The following is a 21240-nucleotide window of genomic DNA, read 5'->3' on the forward strand; positions in this document are numbered from 1 at the left end:
TACGTGCTGCAGCGCTTTAATATAACATCCTATTTTGTATGAACATACTAGCCCTCTATAAAATTTCCACCACACAGCTTTTTACATGAAGTCACAGGCTTTGCATTGAAACCTGATCAAACAGCCTTATTATAAAGTGAGTTCTTCTGCCAATATTCCCCAAACTTATGAGTTATAAACACAACAATTTAATGGCGATGCGTGAACGCTATTGGAATGACACCGAAAACAATCATGTCGACACTGAAAAAGCCTATTTCCAGAAGCTGTTGCAACAGCAAGGGATCTATGAATGTGCAACCCTTGAAGATGCTCGATATTTCTTTTTTAGCCTACCGAGCATCATCATTGTTAAAGGTTATGCACATGGGTTTATGCACCAACCAGTACAAGAGATGATCCTGCAACACATACAAACGCATAAAGATGAATTGATTCAGAAAAATACGCTTAAAGTAAAATTTCGCATGTAACAATCCCGATTAGGCTATATTTAGATGGTTGCTTAACACTTATGGCCTTTTTTAACTCGAGATTCAGCAAGTTGAACTTTTTTAATACGTGAATACACGATATTATCCGTTACAATCTAAAATGCTGCCCTTGCTGATGAAAGGATTTTACTGAATTATGTCAGATCACAACGATAAGCTTAAACAACTGAAAACCTCCTCTATGGATCGTCGTTTATCGATTGCCAAAGCTTCGTTGCTTGCTGGAACACGTTGGGCTGCTTCTAATGCGACAACTATGTTTTCTAGCGAAGAAGAAAAAGAAAAGAAACGCAAAAAAGCAATGAAAGAACAGGCCGATTATCTTGTTTCTGAAATAGGCAAACTTAAAGGTTCTATCGTCAAAATTGGCCAAATGATGGCGCTTTATGGTGAACACTTTCTACCTGAAGAAATCACGCAAGCCTTAAATACCTTAAATAATCAAACGGTCGCTTTAGCGTGGCCTGCGATTAAACAGCAACTGCACATCCAATTGGGTTCTAAGCTAGATGATTTGACCATCGATCATGAGCCACTGGGCACTGCATCACTCGCACAAGTCCACCGTGCAACGCGTAAGTCTGATGGTTTAGAGATGGTATTGAAAATTCAATATCCAGGCGTTGCTGAAGCCATTGACTCAGACATGAGCCTGTTCAAAAACATGCTTAAACTGACACGTATGGTGCCGCAAACACGCGAGTTCGACCAATGGTTCGATGAAGTTCGTGAGATGATGCACCGTGAAGTCAATTATAAAATCGAAGCTGCAACCACACGCCGCTTTGCTACTCGCTTAAAAGAAGACCCACGCTACATCGTTCCGCAAATTATAGATGGCTACTGCACAGACCAAGTATTGTGTATGACATTTGAACGTGGCGTGCCGATTAACAGCCCTGTCATGCTGTCTCTGCCGCAAGAACGTCGCAACAAACTTGGCGAAGCATCACTTGAAATTGCGGTACGCGAGATTTTTGAATGGGGTGAAATGCAGACCGACCCGAACTTTGGTAATTACCTCGTTCGCTTAGGCAATGGCAATGACATCTTGGATAAAATCGTTCTGCTTGATTTTGGCGCAATCCGACAGTTTGATGAACACTTACTTGGCGTTGCACGTAAGCTCATTCATGCTGGGTTTAATCATAGTAGTGAAGAAATGGTTCAAGCAATGACAGGCTATGAGTTTTTCGACTCTATCCCTCAAAGCATTAAACCGGATATGGCTAAAGTCTTCTTACTTGCAACTGAAGCATTCAGCAGCCCAAGCAACAACCCAGACTTACCTGCTGGTGTTATGGATGAACACTTTGCTTATGACTGGAAAGCAAGCCAACTTCATAGCCGTGTAATGCAACAAGCTTCTAAGTCGATGGCATCTCGTTATTTCAGTGTTCCACCCAAAGAGTTTATGTTTATCAGCCGTAAATTCATTGGTGCTTATACCTTTATGACTGTGATTGAAGCGAAAACCAATGTTCGTGCAATGGTCAAAAAATTTATCTAAAGGCTCATTGACCAAAATGACATTGCGTCATTTTGGTCAATTGATCCATCATTTCAATTCCAAACGATTCAATAAAAAATTTAAAAAACAAAATATTAGAATAATTTAAAATACACCACATACCGTTTATCTTTGACAATACATCATGTCAGTCATGACATAGTTATTCGTATGCCGCTATGTCAGCATAAAACCACAGAATAATTCTGCTGGATGAAAATAATGACAAATATGGTAAATAAGGCGCAGGGATTTGGCTTATCACTGATCACAAAAATGGCAAGTAGCGACGTACTTGACCAATTAAAGCTTAGAAAATTTGTGGAGAAATCGCTATATCAAGGCTCAAAAGCGGGCTATAAGACTTTATCAAAAACACAAAAAGCCTTTAAAGCCAATAAGGATCTGCATAAACAGCGACTCAATAATCAAGAAAAATCATTATTTGATCTGAACTATTCAGAAGATCAGCAAATGACCATCGACACCATGTCACAGTTTGCCGCCGATATACTTTACCCATTAGCCGCAAGTGCCGATCAAAATGAAACTTTTCCAACAGAACTTTGGCAATATATCGAAGAGCTAGGTCTGAACTTTTATGCTTTGCCTGAGGCACTCGGTGGTGTCGCTGCTGAGAAAAATATTCTGAGTAATGTACTTATTGCAGAGCATTTGGCCAAAGGTGATTTTAGTTTAGCCGCGGGTATGCTCTCTACCTTTAGTGTGATTAATGCCGTTACACAATGGGGTTCTGAGCAAGTACAAGCTTTATATTTAAATAGTTTTGCGCAAGACAGTAGCATTCGCGCTAGCTTTGCAATTCAAGAAGTTACGCCTGCTTTTAATCCTTACCAGTTAAAAACCAAAGCCATTTCACGTGATGGTCAATATTTTATTCAAGGTGAAAAGACACTGGTACTATTGGCTGAAAGTGCAGATATTTTCCTTGTTAATGCCGAACTTAATGGCCAAGCTGAAGTTTTTATTCTCAGACGGGATGAAAGTATTCAGTTTAAAAAATCTCCCGCTATGGGGCTCAAAGCAACCGAAACAGCAACTTTAATTTTTAATCAAACCCCTGCTTTACGCTTAGGTGATGAAGATTTCAACTACACGGCATTTTTAGACCTCGGCAATTTAATGTGGTGTGCAATGGCGGTCGGCACATGTGAAGCGGTCAAAAAATATTGTATTGAATATGCCAATGAACGTACCGCCTTTGGTGAACCAATTTCTCACCGTCAAAGTGTTGCTTTTATGATTGCCGATATGGCCATTGAAATTGATGCAATGCGTATGCTCATTCTAAATGCCGCAAGTCTAGCTGAATCTGGGCAGATATTTCACCGTGAAGCCTATTTAGCACGCTTACTTTGTGCCGAAAAAGCCATGAAAATTGGCACCGATGGTGTACAGATTTTAGGTGGGCACGGATTCACCAAAGAACATCCTGTTGAGCGTTGGTATCGTGATTTACGTGCAACAGCGATTGTTCACTCTTGCCTACATGCATAATAAAAAGGAAAACTGGCATGAATTTACAAAACCCTAAGAAATTTAAATTACTGATTGATCAAGCCCATCAAGTGGCCATCAATGTACTTCGCCCTATCTCTCGAAAATACGACAAAGCTGAACACAGCTATCCTAAAGAACTGGATATGTTGGCATCTTTGGTCGATGGTATGAATGAGGGTGGTGAAGGTATGAATGCGGGGGCTGCTGTCGGTAAGCGAGGTACCAATGAACAAGGCAATAAAAATGGAGTGAATCTCTCTACCGCTTTAAGTGTAATTGAAATGTGTTATGGAGATACCGCTTTACTCCTATCGATGCCCCGCCAAGGTCTAGGAAATTCAGCGATAGCAGCTGTTGCCAATGAAGAGCAGTTAGAGCGTTTCAAAAACACATGGGCAGCCATGGCAATCACTGAACCGAACTGTGGCTCGGACTCTGCCGCTATTCGCACCTCGGCAATAAAAGATGGTGAAGATTACATCTTAAATGGTGAAAAGATTTTCGTGACTTCAGGTGACCGTGCCGACGCTATCGTCGTTTGGGCAACTCTGGATAAAAAATTAGGCCGTTCAGCGATCAAATCTTTTGTGATTCCTAAAGGGACTCCTGGCATGACAGTAGAACGTTTAGAACATAAACTAGGAATCAAAGCCTCTGATACCGCAGTTATTCGTTTAATCGACTGCCGAGTGCCTGCCAATAACCTATTGGGAAATGCGGAAATTGACATTGCTAAAGGCTTTGCTGGCGTGATGGAAACTTTTGATAATACCCGTCCGCTCGTTGCAGCGATGGCTATAGGCTGTGCCAAGGCCTCACTAGAACGCATTAAAGAGATCTTCAGCGATTATTTGGATCCTCAATATATAACGCCATACTTACAAACGACTCATATTGCGAGCCAAATTTATCGCATGGAAGCCGAATGGGAAGCGGCTCGTTTACTGGCCTTAAAAGCTGCATGGATGGCAGATAACAAAAAGCCAAACTCAAAAGAAGCCTCTATCTCCAAAGCCAAAGCTGGTCGAATTTGTAATGAAATTACCCTTAAGTGCGTCGAACTTGCATCAACAGTCGGTTACAACGAAGATGAGCTTTTAGAAAAATGGGCAAGAGATTCTAAAATTCTAGATATTTTTGAAGGTACGCAACAGATTCAGCAACTCATCATCGCGCGCCGTGAACTCGGAAAGTCATCAAGCGAATTGAAATAATATAAAACGTCCCATTCGGACATGTTGAAACCATGGTTTCTCTAAATAAAGAATCATGGTTTCACATTGAAAGTAATGTAAAATAAGAAATCGTTGGACTTAAATTCATGCTAACTAACAACGCCTGAACTTATTTATTGCGCTTCAAAAAACGTATCGCTATCACAGAACTTAGATTTATTGAGCAAATTTAATATTAGATAAAAGCCTTTAATTTTCTATATATGCCTATTCTATTTTTTTAATAATATTGATGAGTATCATCATAAAACAAATAGCCGATGCTGTTTTCTGTTGCGTGTAAATCACTCTTTTTTGAAATTTAAAAGTTTTTTATCAGTCGTCAGTCATGTCTTTACATTAGGCCTTATATCCTCCTAATTTCCACCCTAATATTTGGAGAATGCCAGTCTTACCAACTTAGATTCCACTTAGGCTATTTACTATAAGCAAGAGGAATTTCTTTAACTTGTCCATGCAATTACTTATGGAAAAATTAAATACTATGGGTTTATGTGACAAAACTGTCTTTGCAAGTGGCTCTACTCACAGCATAAAATCTAGACTTTCGATTAATCGCCTCTATTTCGCTTAAATAAAGTACGGATTTAACAAAACCATAAAATAGTACCTTCTGTCTCAACTTGACTGTAATTGCACAGCTCAATATGATCTTCTCAGATATTATACCAATGGATATACAGTTTGCTGAATTATCAACGATACTTGCCAACAGCTCATATTAAAGCTAAATCTGTTTTAATTTTAACAACAACTTTAATATTTACTGGTTGTGCATCACTTGGTGGTGGTTCCGTAGAAAAGCGTTCAGCAAAATTAGCCAATGGCATTCAAAAGGCATATGCTGTTGAACCAACTACCGCACTACGTATTGCACCTATGATTGTACAAAGTGCCGATCGCTATAAGGTCGATCCATTACTAGTTGCAGCGGTTATAAGACAAGAGTCCAGCTATCGAAATTATGCTGTTTCCCCTGCTGGTGCTATTGGACTTACTCAAGTTATCCCACGCTATTGGCAACAAACCTGTCCTGGCGATTTATTTGAAGAGATTAATAATATTAATTGTGGCACCTACATTCTCGCTAACTATAACCAAAAAGCAGAAAGTTGGCCCAAAGCTTTAGCTTATTATAATGTCGGTCCAACAGGCTATCATTCGAGCTGGAAAATGAAGCGTCAAGGAAAGAAATATGCCAAACAGGTTAAAGTACATCAGGAAAACTTAAAAGGTGCTCTATAACATCTTGTAAATATAAGACATAAAAGCCAGCAAATGCTGGCTTTTTTACCATTTAGGCCCTTATAGATAGCTTATTTTCGGCTCTTTTCATCTGATTACTTCTTCTTATTTTTCCCTATTAAATTTTAGAGGCTATCTTTAGCTGCATCTTTTTCTCTATTATTTACCATTCCTTGCATAAAAAAATCCCCCTCTGCATTAAGCGGAGGGGGATTTAGAATTAATGAGCTGGCGATGACTTACTCTCACATGGATAACTCCACACTACCATCAGCGCTAAGAGGTTTCACTTCTGAGTTCGGGAAGGGATCAGGTGGTTCACTCTTGCTATTGTCGCCAGCACAACTGTTTATGACTATTCGTTGGGTCTAACCTCAGAGCAGTGCTCTTCGTGCCTAACTTTCATCAAATGAGTTATTAACAGGTATATTTGAGTTGGATATTTTATCTAGCTTTATAACTAAATCAAGTTGTTTGCAGTGATTTGAACCACAACACCAACTGTTTGGGTGTTGTATAGTCAAGCCTCACGAGCAATTAGTATTGGTCAGCTTCACATATCACTATGCTTCCACATCCAACCTATCAACGTCGTAGTCTTCAACGGCTCTTTAGAGGACATAAAGTCCTAGGGAAATCTTATCTTGAGGTAGGCTTCCCGCTTAGATGCTTTCAGCGGTTATCCCTTCCGAACATAGCTACCCGGCGATGCGACTGGCGTCACAACCGGTACACCAGAGGTTCGTCCACTCTGGTCCTCTCGTACTAGGAGCAGATCCTCTCAAATTTCCAACGCCCACGGTAGATAGGGACCGAACTGTCTCACGACGTTCTAAACCCAGCTCGCGTACCTCTTTAAATGGCGAACAGCCATACCCTTGGGACCTGCTTCAGCCCCAGGATGAGATGAGCCGACATCGAGGTGCCAAACACCGCCGTCGATATGAACTCTTGGGCGGTATCAGCCTGTTATCCCCAGAGTACCTTTTATCCGTTGAGCGATGGCCCTTCCATACAGAACCACCGGATCACTAAGACCTACTTTCGTACCTGCTCGACTTGTGGGTCTCGCAGTTAAGCGCGCTTTTGCCTTTATACTCTACGCGTGATTTCCGACCACGCTGAGCGCACCTTCGTACTCCTCCGTTACTCTTTAGGAGGAGACCGCCCCAGTCAAACTACCCACCAGACATGGTCCTCGTCCCGGATAACGGGACAGAGTTAGAACCTCAATATTACCAGGGTGGTATTTCAAGATTGGCTCCACCGAAACTAGCGTCTCGGTTTCAAAGCCTCCCACCTATCCTACACAAGTAAGATCAAAGTTCAATGTCAAGCTGCAGTAAAGGTTCACGGGGTCTTTCCGTCTAGCCGCGGGTACACCGCATCTTCACGGCGAATTCGATTTCACTGAGTCTCTGCTGGAGACAGCGCCCCCATCATTATGCCATTCGTGCAGGTCGGAACTTACCCGACAAGGAATTTCGCTACCTTAGGACCGTTATAGTTACGGCCGCCGTTTACTGGGGCTTCGATCAAGAGCTTCGCTTACGCTAACCCCATCAATTAACCTTCCAGCACCGGGCAGGCATCACACCCTATACGTCCACTTTCGTGTTTGCAGAGTGCTATGTTTTTAATAAACAGTTGCAGGGGCCTGGTTTCTGTGGCTGCCAATAGCTCAAGGAGTAAATCCTATCACCGTCGGCAGCGTACCTTCTCCCGAAGTTACGGTACCATTTTGCCTAGTTCCTTCAGCAGAGTTCTCTCAAGCGCTTTGGTCTACTCGACCTGACCACCTGTGTCGGTTTCGGGTACGATTCCTATGTAACTGAAGCTTAGAGACTTTTCCTGGAAGCATGGTATCAGCCACTTCACTGTACAAGTACAGCTTGCTATCAGTTCTCAGCATAGAGTACCCCGGATTTGCCTAAGATACATGCCTACAACCTTCCACCTGGACAACCAACGCCAGGCTGACTTAACCTTCTCCGTCCTCTCATCGCATTACATAGAAGTATTGGAATATTAACCAATTTCCCATCGACTACGCCTCTCGGCCTCGCCTTAGGGGTCGACTCACCCAGCCCCGATTAACGTTGGACTGGAACCCTTGGTCTTTCAGCGTGCGAGTTTTTCACTCGCATTGTCGTTACTCACGTCAGCATTCGCACTTCTGATACCTCCAGCATACTTCTCAATACACCTTCATCGGCTTACAGAACGCTCCCCTACCACTTGCAATAAATTGCAAATCCGCAGCTTCGGCATATAGTTTTAGCCCCGTTACATCTTCCGCGCAGGCCGACTCGACTAGTGAGCTATTACGCTTTCTTTAAAGGGTGGCTGCTTCTAAGCCAACCTCCTAGCTGTCTATGCCTTCCCACATCGTTTCCCACTTAACTATAATTTTGGGGCCTTAGCTGGCGGTCTGGATTGTTTTCCTCTTGACTACGGACGTTAGCACCCGCAGTCTGTCTCCCGGATAGTACTCATTGGTATTCGGAGTTTGCATCGGTTTGGTAAGTCGGGATGACCCCCTAGCCGAAACAGTGCTCTACCCCCAATGGTATTCGTCCGAGGCGCTACCTAAATAGCTTTCGGGGAGAACCAGCTATCACCGAGTTTGATTAGCCTTTCACCCCTATCCACAAGTCATCCCCTGGCTTTTCAACGACAGTGGGTTCGGTCCTCCAGTTAGTGTTACCCAACCTTCAACCTGCTCATGGATAGATCACCCGGTTTCGGGTCTACACCCAGCAACTAAACGCCCTATTAAGACTCGATTTCTCTACGGCTCCCCTATGCGGTTAACCTCGCTACTGAATGTAAGTCGCTGACCCATTATACAAAAGGTACGCAGTCACCGAACAAGTCGGCTCCCACTGCTTGTATGCATGCGGTTTCAGGATCTATTTCACTCCCCTCACAGGGGTTCTTTTCGCCTTTCCCTCACGGTACTGGTTCACTATCGGTCAGTCAGGAGTATTTAGCCTTGGAGGATGGTCCCCCCATATTCAGACAAGGTTTCACGTGCCCCGCCCTACTCGACATCATCATATAAGCCCTTTCGTGTACAGGACTATCACCCACTATGGTTGCACTTCCCAGAGCATTCCACTAGAACTTATATGACTTAATGGGCTTTTCCCCGTTCGCTCGCCGCTACTGAGGGAATCTCAATTGATTTCTTTTCCTAAGGGTACTGAGATGTTTCACTTCCCCTCGTTCGCCTCGTATGACTATGTATTCATCATACGATACCTGCCTTATGACAGGTGGGTTTCCCCATTCAGAAATCTCCGGATCACAGGATATTTGCCGCCTCCCCGGAGCTTATCGCAGGCTATTACGTCTTTCATCGCCTCTGACTGCCAAGGCATCCACCACATGCACTTAATTACTTGACTATACAACCCCAAACAGTCGTAGCACCTACAAGTAGTACTAGGACAGATCGATTGCTCGATCATACAGTTTGTTGCTCTGTGTACTTAAACACTGTACAGCTTCAATTCAATTCACATACCAAAACGCTTGATTCAGTTAATTTCGCTAGTAACTCATTTCTTCAATCTTCATCAATCAGTAATAAATCACTGTTAATGTCGATCTTAAAAACGAGTATGAACAAATTATTTCAACTCAAATATATTCTGTTAATGATTTTTCCAGCCTTCGTCAGGTCAGGAAACTGTGATAAATCACAGAAGTTAATAAGCTTCAACTTACTAATTTCTGTAATCCAACCTATCTGCGCGAAGCATAGCTTCTTGCTTAAATTTCAAGGAAAAACATTGTTTTTCTATTCTTGAAATTTGGTGGAGACTAGGAGAGTCGAACTCCTGACCTCCTGCGTGCAAAGCAGGCGCTCTACCAACTAAGCTAAGTCCCCAGCTTATCAATAAGTCAATGTCTCTGTTTTTCTGTATTCAGCATTTAATAATGCTTGTTAGTCAGATTTGGTGGGTCTGACAAGACTTGAACTTGTGACCCCACGCTTATCAAGCGTGTGCTCTAACCAACTGAGCTACAGACCCTCAGATACATCGTCATGAAGAACAACTTGTTGTGGATTCTTACCAATCGTCAATCTTTCGTTAAGGAGGTGATCCAGCCGCAGGTTCCCCTACGGCTACCTTGTTACGACTTCACCCCAGTCATCGGCCACACCGTGGTAAGCGTCCTCCTTGCGGTTAGACTACCTACTTCTGGTGCAACAAATTCCCATGGTGTGACGGGCGGTGTGTACAAGGCCCGGGAACGTATTCACCGCGGCATTCTGATCCGCGATTACTAGCGATTCCGACTTCATGGAGTCGAGTTGCAGACTCCAATCCGGACTACGATCGGCTTTTTGAGATTAGCATCCTATCGCTAGGTAGCAACCCTTTGTACCGACCATTGTAGCACGTGTGTAGCCCTGGTCGTAAGGGCCATGATGACTTGACGTCGTCCCCGCCTTCCTCCAGTTTGTCACTGGCAGTATCCTTAAAGTTCCCGGCTTAACCCGCTGGCAAATAAGGAAAAGGGTTGCGCTCGTTGCGGGACTTAACCCAACATCTCACGACACGAGCTGACGACAGCCATGCAGCACCTGTATGTAAGTTCCCGAAGGCACCAATCCATCTCTGGAAAGTTCTTACTATGTCAAGACCAGGTAAGGTTCTTCGCGTTGCATCGAATTAAACCACATGCTCCACCGCTTGTGCGGGCCCCCGTCAATTCATTTGAGTTTTAGTCTTGCGACCGTACTCCCCAGGCGGTCTACTTATCGCGTTAGCTGCGCCACTAAAGCCTCAAAGGCCCCAACGGCTAGTAGACATCGTTTACGGCATGGACTACCAGGGTATCTAATCCTGTTTGCTCCCCATGCTTTCGTACCTCAGCGTCAGTATTAGGCCAGATGGCTGCCTTCGCCATCGGTATTCCTCCAGATCTCTACGCATTTCACCGCTACACCTGGAATTCTACCATCCTCTCCCATACTCTAGCTTCCCAGTATCGAATGCAATTCCTAAGTTAAGCTCAGGGATTTCACATCCGACTTAAAAAGCCGCCTACGCACGCTTTACGCCCAGTAAATCCGATTAACGCTCGCACCCTCTGTATTACCGCGGCTGCTGGCACAGAGTTAGCCGGTGCTTATTCTGCGAGTAACGTCCACTATCCTAGAGTATTAATCTAAGTAGCCTCCTCCTCGCTTAAAGTGCTTTACAACCAAAAGGCCTTCTTCACACACGCGGCATGGCTGGATCAGGCTTTCGCCCATTGTCCAATATTCCCCACTGCTGCCTCCCGTAGGAGTCTGGGCCGTGTCTCAGTCCCAGTGTGGCGGATCATCCTCTCAGACCCGCTACAGATCGTCGCCTTGGTAGGCCTTTACCCCACCAACTAGCTAATCTGACTTAGGCTCATCTATTAGCGCAAGGTCCGAAGATCCCCTGCTTTCCCCCGTAGGGCGTATGCGGTATTAGCATTCCTTTCGGAATGTTGTCCCCCACTAATAGGCAGATTCCTAAGCATTACTCACCCGTCCGCCGCTAGGTAATGTAGCAAGCTACATCACCCCGCTCGACTTGCATGTGTTAAGCCTGCCGCCAGCGTTCAATCTGAGCCATGATCAAACTCTTCAGTTAAAAATCATTAGTAGCTTATGGCTACAAATCTTGGCTCATCAATTTTCTGACAAATATTTCTCAAATAAACTTCGAGTAATTTTTACCATCAATCAATGAAATATTTTCGATCGATCAATCAGTAAAAATCCACACAAGTTGTTCTTCATAATCTCTTAATGATCTTCTTACTGATTCGTCATCAGCAAGACCTTCGCTTTAAGTTATTCACTACATTGCGTTGGTGTCTGCGTATTCTATACAGTTTTATTTGCAGCACAAGAGCATTTAAATAAATAATTTAAAAAAACCATTCGACTGGTTATTTTTAAAGCAAAAAATACGTTTTAGGTTAAATTATGGTCAACATTATCAAGTTATCCACCATATAAATGCGCTATCTAAATAAAAAAAACAGCTAACGCTGTTTTTTTTAGAATGTACCAGCTACTGTGCTTGTTCAGCAAGCCAAGCCATAAACGCTTGGCGTTCAGATTTAGATGCACTTTTCCAAGTATTAATTAATTGTTGAGCATTGCCAGAACTTGTTAAATCTTTTTGTTTATCTGTCCCAGCTTTCGCAACAACAGCTTGTGACGTATAGACCGGTGCAGGTTGTACCACTGTCGTTGCTTTTTGAGTTAGATCGGTTGGTGCATCGCTAAATAAATTTTGAAGAATGCCTGCATTTTGAGTTTTACTGCCCTTTTGCTCAACCAGTAACTGATTTTTGGCATTGTATAGACCAAAGATCGGCTGCTTAGCATAAGCTTTGGCATCATCATGGTTTTGCGGAGGATTGATCAGTGCCAAACGGTAAGACTGTTGGTCTTGTAAAATTGGGGTCTTAATATTTACAATCCCTGAGCGAACAATATCGTGTGAGCCAATACCCGGATGCTCTTCAAAAAACTGGGTATAGCGAACACTGATAATATTTTCACCAGCATCAATATTATATTTATTGTCAGAACTGAATAAACGACTCTTAACCTCTTGCCCATTTAAGCCTTCAATTTTTATTTCCTCTGGAGCAGTAATAGTCACCGCTGAAAATACTGAAGTACTCAACATCAATGCTGCTGTTGCAAGGGTTATGCGTAAGGTCATTTTTACACTCTATCGATGGTTTATTAAAGTTTAGTTGCACTATGCAGTGTATAAATGACAATTTTATGACAATTTCTGAGCTTAGAACCAATTCGCAACTACAATATATATTGCTAAGCTTTGATATTTTAAAGATAAATCCTTAAACAAAAAAAGAGCAGATCTACTCTGCTCTTTTTCATTTTAATGACTAGCGATTAATTGAATGTTTTAAAGCGATCCGCTTCCGCCATAAATGTTTTTTCACCCGCAGGCGCTTCAATCGAACCAAAAACAAGTTGTGCACGAAGTTTCCAATTCGCAGGGATATCGAAGATCTCTGCAATCTCAGCATCTACGATTGGATTGTAATGCTGTAATGACGCACCAATATTTTGTTCAGATAACGCAGTCCATACGGCAAATTGAGCAATTGCAGAAGAATGTTCAGACCAAACTGGGAAATTATCTGCATAAAGCGCAAATTGTTCCTGCAATGATTTTACAACATCTTGGTCTTCATAAAATAAAACCGTACCATAGCCTGCAGCAAAGCTATTAATTTTTGCATTTGTGCCTTCAAAAGCAGCGTCTGGAACAATTTTACGTAAAGTTTCACGCACCACATTCCAAAACTGTAAATGCGACTCACCAAACAAAGTCACAATACGAGAAGTCTGTGAGTTAAATGCAGAAGGACTGTGATTTACCGCTTCTTTAATTACAGATTCAATTTGTTCTGGTGTTAATGCTACATTTTTACCAACAGCATAAATGGTACGACGTTGTTTGATGTGGTCTAAAAATGACATATTATTTTCCTCAGCGATCTCACGATCTTGTTATATGTGATTCATATTCATCATAGCTATAATTTCAAATTTGAACATGCTTAATTCAGCGACATAGTGTCTTAAAAATAGAACAATATGCCATAACATTACAAAACTTGATCTAGAAACCACTACAGATTATTCCGTCTCATTATGCATAGATCATAAAGCGCTCTTCATCTTTATAATGTTCTTTTTCAGCGACTTTTTCTTCTATCGAACCAAAGACCAATTGCGCACGTAACAGCCAATGTTTTGGAATCTCAAAAACCTTTGAAATGTCAGCATCAATACTCGGGTTATAATGTTGTAATGACGCACCCAAACCCGCATCTGCTAAACAAGTCCATACAGCATATTGGGCCATACCAGAAACTTGCTCTGACCAAACTGGAAATTCTGCCGCATCAAAAGGAATTTTCTTTTGTAATTGTTGAATGATCTGCTGATCTTCATAGAATAGAACTGTACCAAATCCTGCCGAGCATTGATCAACCTTGAATTCTGCACCAGCAAAAATATGCGCGGGGACTAACTTGCGCTGCACTTCTTTTACGACATTCCAAAAGTGATGATGTGAATCGCCCATTAAAATCACAATACAAGTACTTTGTGAATTATGTGCCGAAGGACAACTTCGCACGGCCTCTTGGATCAATTCAGCTAAATACACCTGACTTAAGTGCACACGCTTCCCTAAAACATAAATACTACGTCGCTTTTTTAGTTGATCGATAAATGTGGTTTGTTTTAGGTCTTCTTCGTGATTTCTTTTAAATTTTAAGTCTTTGGTTAAATCCGTTGTTAGAACTTGTCCAATTTTATGTAATAAAACCATACCGTGTTCCCCAAAATGTACAGTGATGCCTATTGTGTTAGGTACTAGTGTAATCTCAGGAGAATCACTTATATTCATTACGTGATTTCTAAATGTTTGTTTTTAAAACAAACAAATTGAATCAAAAAATAAACTCCGCATTTAGCGGAGTTTATGTGACTGATCTAACACTTTAAAAACAGTATTGTTGAGTCTTATTTCTCTGTTTCGAACAAAGCAGCAACAAAGGATTTTGCAGAGAAAGGACGTAAGTCGTCAATTTTCTCGCCGACACCAATGAAGCGAATTGGAACATGCGTACGACTGGCAATATTAAATAGTACACCACCTTTCGCAGTGCCGTCGAGTTTGGTAATCGTCAGGCCTGTCAAACCAACTGCCTCATCAAACATTTCTACTTGATTAATCGCATTTTGACCTGTTCCTGCATCGACCACCAACATAACTTCGTGTGGCGCAGTCGCATCGATTTTTTGCATGACACGTTTTACTTTGGTCAACTCTTGCATGAGATGCCCTTTGTTATGTAAACGACCTGCGGTATCTGCAATCAAGACATCAACACCTTTCGCACGCGCACTTTCAAACGCATCGAAAATGACAGAAGCGCTGTCAGCGCCATGGCCTTGTGCGACTACGGCAATATTATTACGTTCACCCCAAATTTGAAGCTGTTCGGTCGCCGCCGCACGGAAAGTGTCCCCCGCAGCAAGCATCACTTTCTTGCCTTCACCTTGTAAGCGTTTTGCCAATTTACCAATGGTTGTGGTTTTACCCACACCGTTTACACCCACCACCAAAATCACATAAGGTGTTTTATTCGGATCGATATGTAAAGGTTTCACACGTGGTGCTAGTAAAGCCACCAACTCTTCCTGAAGTGCTTTATATAGTGAGTGCGAGTAAATTAAATCGCCACGTGCAGTACGTTCAGTTAAGTTGGTAATAATGGTTTTCGTTGCATCAACACCGATGTCTGCGACCAAAAGCTGCTCTTCAACCTCTTCAAGCAGTTCGTCATCAATTTCCTTACCACCGATCAAAATATTGACCATACCATCGGCAAGGTTTTTACGAGTTTTGGTCAACCCGACTTTCATTCGGCTAAAGAAACCACCCCGTTCAGATGCTTCTGTTTCTTCTGAGCTTGTTTCAGTCACAATGACTGGATTAACCACTGTTTGCTCTTTTGTTTCAACGATTGGCACATTGACCACAGGTAAACTTGGTAGTGTGACATCGTCATCCCCGATATCAGCATCAATCAAAAATTTGTTCTGCTCATTAGATTGCTGTTGCATGCCGAATCCTTGAAAAGCACTGCGTTAAAAAAGACGGATTCTACCATAAAAGATAGGCTTTCGCTTAGCAACAATACTTTATGTAAACACTTAACAAATCAATACTTCTGGCGCTTGATCTACTTCGCATTTTTCTTAAGAATGGTTATTTATTGAAATGCTTTAACTTCACTTCAACCTGAGCCCAAATTTTATATGCATCACTTATTAGTCACGCATTCTTATAAAAAAAGTTTAGTTGCACTGGGTTTAACTCTACTTTGTTTACCTATTACCACCCATGCACAAATACGCAGCGAACTTACCCGCAGTAGTTTTGAAACCACTTTAAGCAATGGCTTACAGGTGATTATCCGTGAAGATCACCGCTCCCCGATGGTCATGACCCAAATTTGGTACAAAGTCGGTAGCACTGATGAGTCTGGAAATATAACGGGTATTTCGCACGTACTGGAACATATGATGTTTAAAGGCACATCCAAAGTCCCCAATGACGAATTCAGTCGCTTAAGTCGAATTTATGGCGGTACAGTAAATGCCGCAACATTTACCAATTACACCAATTACTATCAGCTTTATCCCAAAACTTACTTTCCGATGGCTTTAGAGCTTGAAGCGGATCGTATGCGCAATCTCTTACTACGGAAACAAGACTTTGACCCTGAAATTAAAGTGGTGATGGAAGAGCGACGCCTGCGTACCGATGACAACCCCCGCTCACTCGCTTTCGAACGTTTCAAATGGATTTCGTATCCCACGAGTCACTATCGTCAACCCGTCATTGGCCACATGAAACACTTGCAAAATATAAGTCTAGATGACGTGAAGCAGTGGTATCAAAAATGGTATAGCCCAAACAATGCGATCTTGGTGATTGTGGGTGATGTCAATGCAGAATCCGCCCTCAGACAAGTTCAAAAATACTTTGGTGACATCAAAAGCCATCCAACACCTGTACGCAATGATGTGACTGAGTTTGAGAACGTTGGCTACCGTCATATGGAGCAAAATACCAATGTTGAGGTGCCAAATTTATATATGGCTTGGAATGTCAAATCGCTTGCAACAGCAAGCAATCCAGAAAATGTTTACGCGCTCACACTTATTCGAAGCTTGTTAGATAGCGGGATCAGCTCTCGATTACAACAACGCCTTGTACGCGACAAAAAATTAGCGACCGCACTGAGTGTCAGTTATGACCCCTATAACCGTGGAGACAGTTTGTTTAGTATCTCTGCACTTCCAGTCACTGGCGTGGAACTTCCTGAGCTACAAAAAGCCATTGAATATGAAATTGAGCGACTCAAAACAGAACTTGTTCAACCACAAGAGCTTGAACGGATTAGCACACGCTTTGTTGCAAACTTAATTTATGGTCAAGATGACATTATCGGGCAAGCAAAGATGATTGGAAACTTAGCCGTGAATGGCTTGAATTATCGACTGATGGATCAGCTTCCACAGCATTTTGAAGCGGTTACACCTGAAGATATTCAGCACGTTGCTCAAACTGCTTTTATCAGAGATAACTTAAGTACGTTGTACCTTCAACCAGAAAAGAAGGCCGCAAAATAATGAAAAATCAAAAGACCGCCTTTCGCCTGCTATTTATTACCATGTCTGCTTTTTGCACTACCAATGTAATTGCAGATGTAAGTACAAGTAGTGTTAGCAATGATGACCCACGTACATTACAGTCTATTGCTTCTCTACAAAGCTTAAAACAAGTTCAAACTAGCGACCTTTATACAGCACCACATGTACATGAACTTAAAAACAAATACAAAGTTCGAAGTCTATTTGTTGAGTCACCCGCCTTACCTATGGTGGATATTCAACTTACCTTTAATGCAGGCTCTGCACGAGATATAGAAGTAGAAAAAGGACTATATGGCGTTGCCAATATGGCGGCACAACTCATCGATGAAGGCACTACGCAACGTGATGCAGTTGAAATCGCGAATGCCTTTGAACAAGTCGGGGCTCGTTTTAGTGTAGCTGCACACCGTGACATGTTTGTGGTTCGACTGCGTTCGTTGTCTGACCCTAAAAAACTAGATGCTGCGGTAAGTACGATGCTTGAAGTATTAAAAGACTCTACTTTTAAAAATAACAGTATTAGTTTGATGGTGAGCAATACTCAAGTAGGTCAGAAGCAATTGAAAGAGAGCCCGAGTCGATTGATGAGCATTCGTTTCTATCGTGCGCTCTACGGTTCACACCCTTATGCGGAACCGATTACGGGAACCAATGGCAGTATTAAAAAAATTACGACTCAGCACTTAAAAAAATTCAGAGATGAATTTCTGGTTAGTCAAAATATGAATATTGCACTGACAGGCCAACTCAGTGTTAAACAAGCGCAGAAACTGGCTGAACGAATAAGTGCAGCCCTTCCGCAAGGTAAAGAAGCAAAGCCACTTGCTGTACCACAAGATAAACCTAACTTTGATATTCAACATATTGTATTTAATTCAACTCAAGCCCACGTCACCATGGGACATCTATCAACCACGCGGGATGATCCGGATCGTTTAGCACTCGAACTGGCTAACCGTATGTTGGGTGGGGGTGGATTTAGCTCCATTTTAATGAAAGAACTACGCGTTAAACGTGGATACACCTATGGAGCAAACAGTGCTTTTACATTTAGTCAAGCGGCTGGAAGTTTTAGTCTAAGTTATTCAACCCAGCAAGATCAGCTCATGGACAGCATACAAGTGGCGCATAAAGCCCTAGTTGACTTTGTCCATCAACCAATTGATGCACAGCAGTTAGAAGAAACTAAAGCCGGTATGTTACGCAGCCTACCTAACAGCTATAGCAGCAATGCAAACATCAATGCACAACTCGGCTCTATAGGGTTTTATCAGCAAGATGCGAATTATTTAGCAGACTACCCAAAACGTTTAGCTACAATCACGCCTTTAGATGTCCAAAATGCAATACGTAAACACATTCACCCTGAGAGTCTTACCCTTGTGATTGTCAGTAACGCCTTAGATAAAGAGCAACTTCGACATATTTTAGAATTGAATCTTGATCCGAACATTAAGCAAAGCATACCGCATCCTGATCAAATTCCTGCGATTATTGAACCTCCGGAGCCAATGCCGGAAGCTGCTTCGCCCGATTCTGTTCAAACTGATGAGCCTGCATTAATCTAAAGTAATCAATATAGGAAATCTGGTTTTCCAAAACCAGATCTTGTGCCATCTCTTGTGTTTCTGGGAAAGTCGCTTGATGAGATAAGCGACTTACATTTTCAAATTGGCTTGGAGAAATGGGTCGAGATAAGGCAATACTCGATAAAATGACAATAAGCATAATGATCGATGCCATCAGACCATTATAAATTTGTACAAGCGTAATCTGTGATTTTAATTTAAGAATTTTTTGGATCGCAATGTGCATAACCTACCTCTAGTGAAACTAGTGTAAGTAGCGAATTGCATAATCACAAGTTGAAATGCTGAAAAATGCCCCCCATTAATGCTAAAGAGGACATAATTTCAGCAAGTCAGATTGTTTGTAAAGCAAAAGTCTAACCAACAATGCTACGAATAACTGCAAAATAGAGCACCAAGGCAATTACCCCCAATGCAATCATAATGGCGAAAGCCCCAACACCATTTTCTGCATCTGCAGGGTGTGCAGGATCGTCATCGGCAATACGTCTTAGCTCCCCATTGTATGTTTCATAAAAATCAGCCCGTTGATTTTCATCAAGCTGACGTGTGAAATCATAAACTCGTTTACGTTGTGCCAAACAAAAATCCCCAAGATGAATTTCTTGATGGAAAACTGCTTCATCTAATAGCGTTCGGTGATATTGCGCCAACGCTACAATTTGAGAAACAGTTGGAGGCATATCAAAATCAAAACCGTCTAATGTATTTGTCATGTTATTCTCCTTATAAAATACAGTTTCCTGTTTTATTATCATATTCAATCTTTTGATTGTTCATTGTTTAATCATGTAAACAAAATAAGATGAAGAATACTCGACAATATATTTGACAATTCCAGCAATTTGTAATAAATATTTAACATTAGCGTGATATTTATATCTAAAGGTAAAATTACCTTTAAGTGATCATAATTAGAATAAGGAGCTTAATATGATTCAACAAATCTCTCATCATGACTTAGAACATGCGTATGCGGATGCAGTAAACACCATTCAATCACAAATGAACTTCGTAGAAGCAGTACAACAGTTAGAAAGCGTTGCACGCGCTGGTCACGGTAAAGCAGCACTATTTTTGGCAGAACTTTATTATCAAGGTTTCCGCGTAGAGCGCGACTCGCTTAAAGCACAATACTGGCAACAGCTTGCCACCATGAAAGCATAATAAAACGTCACCTAGGTGGCGTTTTTTTTAAGCCTAACATTTTGATATGACATATTTATTTACATAGTTATGCAAAGCTTACACTGAACTTTCATCTTAATTATTTAAAATAGCGTCATGTTCCTTAATGACATAACGCTATGTACAAAATTTTGAAACTACAACCGATTTCAAATCATTTATATTTAAAAATCAATATTCTAAGAGGCATGATGTACTGCGGTATTCTTTGGGGGCTTTACAACGCTGAACAGCAAGGCTGGGCGATGACCTCAGATCACGATGACTATGTTTTCCCCTTTTGGCTCAATGGTTTACACGCACACCAATATGCTCAATTGCACTGGCCAAACTATATTCCTAAAAAAATCACGCCGCAGGATTTCCAAAGCGCATTATTGCCTACTCTGTCACGCTTAAAAGTCACCCCTGCGCTATGTAATGGCACAAAGCGCATGAAGCTCAGTACGTCTCAAATGCGTCACTTTTTCTTCAATGACCATATTCTAGCACCAGCTTAAGGCCCATTAAGAACAATAAAGCTCAATGAACTTATTATTTTATTGAGAGCTATGACTGTAAAGTATTTGCTTTTTTTTTAAATCGCGCTAATTTAAATATAAAACAATAACCACAACCGAGGATATGCCCTATGACCAATGTTGCTCAAGTATTAAAAGATAAAGTACATCAAGCAATCTACACCATCAGCCCTGAAGCCACCGTTTTTGAAGCAATTTCACTTATGGCAGATAAAGGCATTGGTGCACTTGTGGTCACACACGAAGAACGCGTTGTAGGTATATTGTCCGAACGTGACTACATGCGCAAAGTCATGTTGATGGAACGTACTTCAAAGCAAACCACAGTCAATGAAATTATGACAGCAAAAGTACTGACGGTCACAACAGCAGTTACGGTTGAAGAATGTTTAGACCTTATGACAGATCGCCATCTACGTCACTTGCCCGTGGTTGAACAAGATAAATTATTGGGACTCATTTCTATTGGTGACTTGGTGAAAGCGGCAATGGATGATCAAAAGAAACTGATTGAGCAACTACAACAGTATATTTCAGGTTAAGTTTTAATGGTGAGGTGTTCAATAATGAACGTATACTCAGCATTGGCTACTAATGATAAAAAATAAAGTTGAAACCATATAAAAATCCCTGCACTAAGCAGGGATTTTTATATAACT

The 21240-nt window shown here is 41.7% G+C and carries 15 protein-coding genes, 2 tRNA genes and 3 rRNA genes; 10 read left to right on the forward strand and 10 right to left on the reverse strand.

Annotated features, from left to right (window positions below; translation table 11 throughout):
- Positions 1-167 precede the first annotated feature (167 nt).
- From AC4CU2_RS09050 to AC4CU2_RS09070, 5 genes are all read left to right on the forward strand, one after another.
- Positions 168-473 carry a hypothetical protein gene (locus tag AC4CU2_RS09050; protein WP_062034879.1) on the forward strand — a complete coding sequence of 102 codons (306 nt, stop codon included), beginning with the start codon at positions 168-170 and terminating at the stop codon, positions 471-473.
- 157 nt (positions 474-630) lie between these two features.
- Positions 631-2004 carry an ABC1 kinase family protein gene (locus AC4CU2_RS09055; RefSeq protein WP_490768680.1) on the forward strand — a complete coding sequence of 458 codons (1374 nt, stop codon included), beginning with the start codon at positions 631-633 and terminating at the stop codon, positions 2002-2004.
- Between the two features lie 222 nt (positions 2005-2226).
- Positions 2227-3522: an acyl-CoA dehydrogenase family protein gene (locus AC4CU2_RS09060; RefSeq protein ID WP_490768681.1), complete on the forward strand. Its 1296-nt coding sequence runs from the start codon at positions 2227-2229 to the stop codon at positions 3520-3522.
- A 17-nt stretch (positions 3523-3539) separates the two neighbouring features.
- A complete protein-coding gene (locus tag AC4CU2_RS09065) occupies positions 3540-4739 on the forward strand; it encodes an acyl-CoA dehydrogenase family protein (RefSeq protein WP_490768682.1) in 1200 nt (399 codons plus the stop codon).
- A 705-nt stretch (positions 4740-5444) separates the two neighbouring features.
- Positions 5445-6005, forward strand: a complete 561-nt coding sequence (locus AC4CU2_RS09070; RefSeq protein ID WP_317110699.1) for a lytic transglycosylase domain-containing protein — start codon at positions 5445-5447, stop codon at positions 6003-6005.
- A 226-nt stretch (positions 6006-6231) separates the two neighbouring features.
- On the opposite strand, the gene rrf is transcribed toward AC4CU2_RS09070, so the two are convergent.
- The 9 genes from rrf to ftsY form a co-directional block, all read right to left on the reverse strand.
- Positions 6232-6346, reverse strand: a 5S ribosomal RNA gene (rrf, locus tag AC4CU2_RS09075).
- A gap of 175 nt (positions 6347-6521) precedes the next feature.
- Positions 6522-9415: ribosomal RNA gene (locus AC4CU2_RS09080) — 23S ribosomal RNA — on the reverse strand.
- 409 nt (positions 9416-9824) lie between these two features.
- Positions 9825-9900, reverse strand: a tRNA-Ala gene (locus AC4CU2_RS09085).
- 68 nt (positions 9901-9968) lie between these two features.
- Positions 9969-10045, reverse strand: a tRNA-Ile gene (locus tag AC4CU2_RS09090).
- A gap of 61 nt (positions 10046-10106) precedes the next feature.
- Positions 10107-11644, reverse strand: a 16S ribosomal RNA gene (locus AC4CU2_RS09095).
- Together the 16S, 23S and 5S rRNA genes with 2 tRNA genes alongside form the textbook arrangement of a ribosomal RNA operon.
- A 426-nt stretch (positions 11645-12070) precedes the next feature.
- Positions 12071-12733, reverse strand: coding sequence for a DUF2057 family protein (locus AC4CU2_RS09100; protein WP_005401243.1), 663 nt, complete (start codon positions 12731-12733; stop codon positions 12071-12073).
- A gap of 197 nt (positions 12734-12930) precedes the next feature.
- Positions 12931-13524, reverse strand: a complete 594-nt coding sequence (locus AC4CU2_RS09105; RefSeq protein ID WP_004984621.1) for a nitroreductase family protein — start codon at positions 13522-13524, stop codon at positions 12931-12933.
- Positions 13525-13696: 172 nt separating this feature from the next.
- The gene (locus AC4CU2_RS09110) at positions 13697-14383 is read right to left on the reverse strand and encodes a nitroreductase family protein (RefSeq protein WP_490768683.1); all 687 of its coding nucleotides are present in this window, start codon (positions 14381-14383) and stop codon (positions 13697-13699) included.
- Between the two features lie 194 nt (positions 14384-14577).
- Complete coding sequence (gene ftsY, locus AC4CU2_RS09115; protein WP_005401241.1) at positions 14578-15684, reverse strand: signal recognition particle-docking protein FtsY; 1107 nt, start codon at positions 15682-15684, stop codon at positions 14578-14580.
- Positions 15685-15879: 195 nt separating this feature from the next.
- Between ftsY and AC4CU2_RS09120 the strand changes: the two genes are divergently transcribed.
- Both AC4CU2_RS09120 and AC4CU2_RS09125 read left to right on the forward strand, forming a co-directional pair.
- Positions 15880-17259 (forward strand): M16 family metallopeptidase, encoded by a 1380-nt coding sequence (locus AC4CU2_RS09120; RefSeq protein WP_279692279.1) that lies wholly within the window; start codon positions 15880-15882, stop codon positions 17257-17259.
- Entirely contained in the window at positions 17259-18851 is a 1593-nt protein-coding gene (locus tag AC4CU2_RS09125) for a M16 family metallopeptidase (protein WP_279692280.1), read from the forward strand. Before AC4CU2_RS09120 ends, AC4CU2_RS09125 begins: the two co-directional genes overlap by 1 nt.
- Positions 18852-19228: 377 nt before the next feature.
- Here the strand turns inward: AC4CU2_RS09125 and AC4CU2_RS09130 are convergent, their stop codons facing one another.
- The gene (locus AC4CU2_RS09130; protein WP_004697078.1) at positions 19229-19588 is read right to left on the reverse strand and encodes a hypothetical protein; all 360 of its coding nucleotides are present in this window, start codon (positions 19586-19588) and stop codon (positions 19229-19231) included.
- A 217-nt stretch (positions 19589-19805) separates the two neighbouring features.
- Here AC4CU2_RS09130 and AC4CU2_RS09135 point away from each other — a divergent pair, with 217 nt between their 5' ends.
- From AC4CU2_RS09135 to AC4CU2_RS09145, 3 genes are all read left to right on the forward strand, one after another.
- Positions 19806-20039: an SEL1-like repeat protein gene (locus tag AC4CU2_RS09135; protein WP_004697075.1), complete on the forward strand. Its 234-nt coding sequence runs from the start codon at positions 19806-19808 to the stop codon at positions 20037-20039.
- A 140-nt stretch (positions 20040-20179) separates the two neighbouring features.
- Positions 20180-20560: a DUF2750 domain-containing protein gene (locus AC4CU2_RS09140; protein WP_005401236.1), complete on the forward strand. Its 381-nt coding sequence runs from the start codon at positions 20180-20182 to the stop codon at positions 20558-20560.
- A 131-nt stretch (positions 20561-20691) separates the two neighbouring features.
- Positions 20692-21123 (forward strand): CBS domain-containing protein, encoded by a 432-nt coding sequence (locus tag AC4CU2_RS09145; protein ID WP_005401235.1) that lies wholly within the window; start codon positions 20692-20694, stop codon positions 21121-21123.
- Positions 21124-21240 lie beyond the last annotated feature (117 nt).

It is taken from the genome of Acinetobacter sp. 797_lipA, from assembly GCF_058243025.1.

What these genes read in the sequence shown, in the direction of transcription:
- AC4CU2_RS09065 (WP_490768682.1), top strand. Translation starts at nt 3,540, where the DNA reads ATGAATTTACAAAACCCTAAGAAATTTAAATTACTGATTGATCAAGCC.
- AC4CU2_RS09135 (WP_004697075.1), top strand. Translation starts at nt 19,806, where the DNA reads ATGATTCAACAAATCTCTCATCATGACTTAGAACATGCGTATGCGGAT.
- AC4CU2_RS09055 (WP_490768680.1), top strand. Translation starts at nt 631, where the DNA reads ATGTCAGATCACAACGATAAGCTTAAACAACTGAAAACCTCCTCTATG.
- AC4CU2_RS09110 (WP_490768683.1), bottom strand. Translation starts at nt 14,383, where the DNA reads ATGGTTTTATTACATAAAATTGGACAAGTTCTAACAACGGATTTAACC.
- ftsY (WP_005401241.1), bottom strand. Translation starts at nt 15,684, where the DNA reads ATGCAACAGCAATCTAATGAGCAGAACAAATTTTTGATTGATGCTGAT.
- AC4CU2_RS09125 (WP_279692280.1), top strand. Translation starts at nt 17,259, where the DNA reads ATGAAAAATCAAAAGACCGCCTTTCGCCTGCTATTTATTACCATGTCT.
- AC4CU2_RS09140 (WP_005401236.1), top strand. Translation starts at nt 20,180, where the DNA reads ATGTACAAAATTTTGAAACTACAACCGATTTCAAATCATTTATATTTA.
- AC4CU2_RS09130 (WP_004697078.1), bottom strand. Translation starts at nt 19,588, where the DNA reads ATGACAAATACATTAGACGGTTTTGATTTTGATATGCCTCCAACTGTT.
- AC4CU2_RS09060 (WP_490768681.1), top strand. Translation starts at nt 2,227, where the DNA reads ATGACAAATATGGTAAATAAGGCGCAGGGATTTGGCTTATCACTGATC.
- AC4CU2_RS09120 (WP_279692279.1), top strand. Translation starts at nt 15,880, where the DNA reads ATGCATCACTTATTAGTCACGCATTCTTATAAAAAAAGTTTAGTTGCA.
- AC4CU2_RS09105 (WP_004984621.1), bottom strand. Translation starts at nt 13,524, where the DNA reads ATGTCATTTTTAGACCACATCAAACAACGTCGTACCATTTATGCTGTT.
- AC4CU2_RS09145 (WP_005401235.1), top strand. Translation starts at nt 20,692, where the DNA reads ATGACCAATGTTGCTCAAGTATTAAAAGATAAAGTACATCAAGCAATC.
- AC4CU2_RS09050 (WP_062034879.1), top strand. Translation starts at nt 168, where the DNA reads ATGAGTTATAAACACAACAATTTAATGGCGATGCGTGAACGCTATTGG.
- AC4CU2_RS09100 (WP_005401243.1), bottom strand. Translation starts at nt 12,733, where the DNA reads ATGACCTTACGCATAACCCTTGCAACAGCAGCATTGATGTTGAGTACT.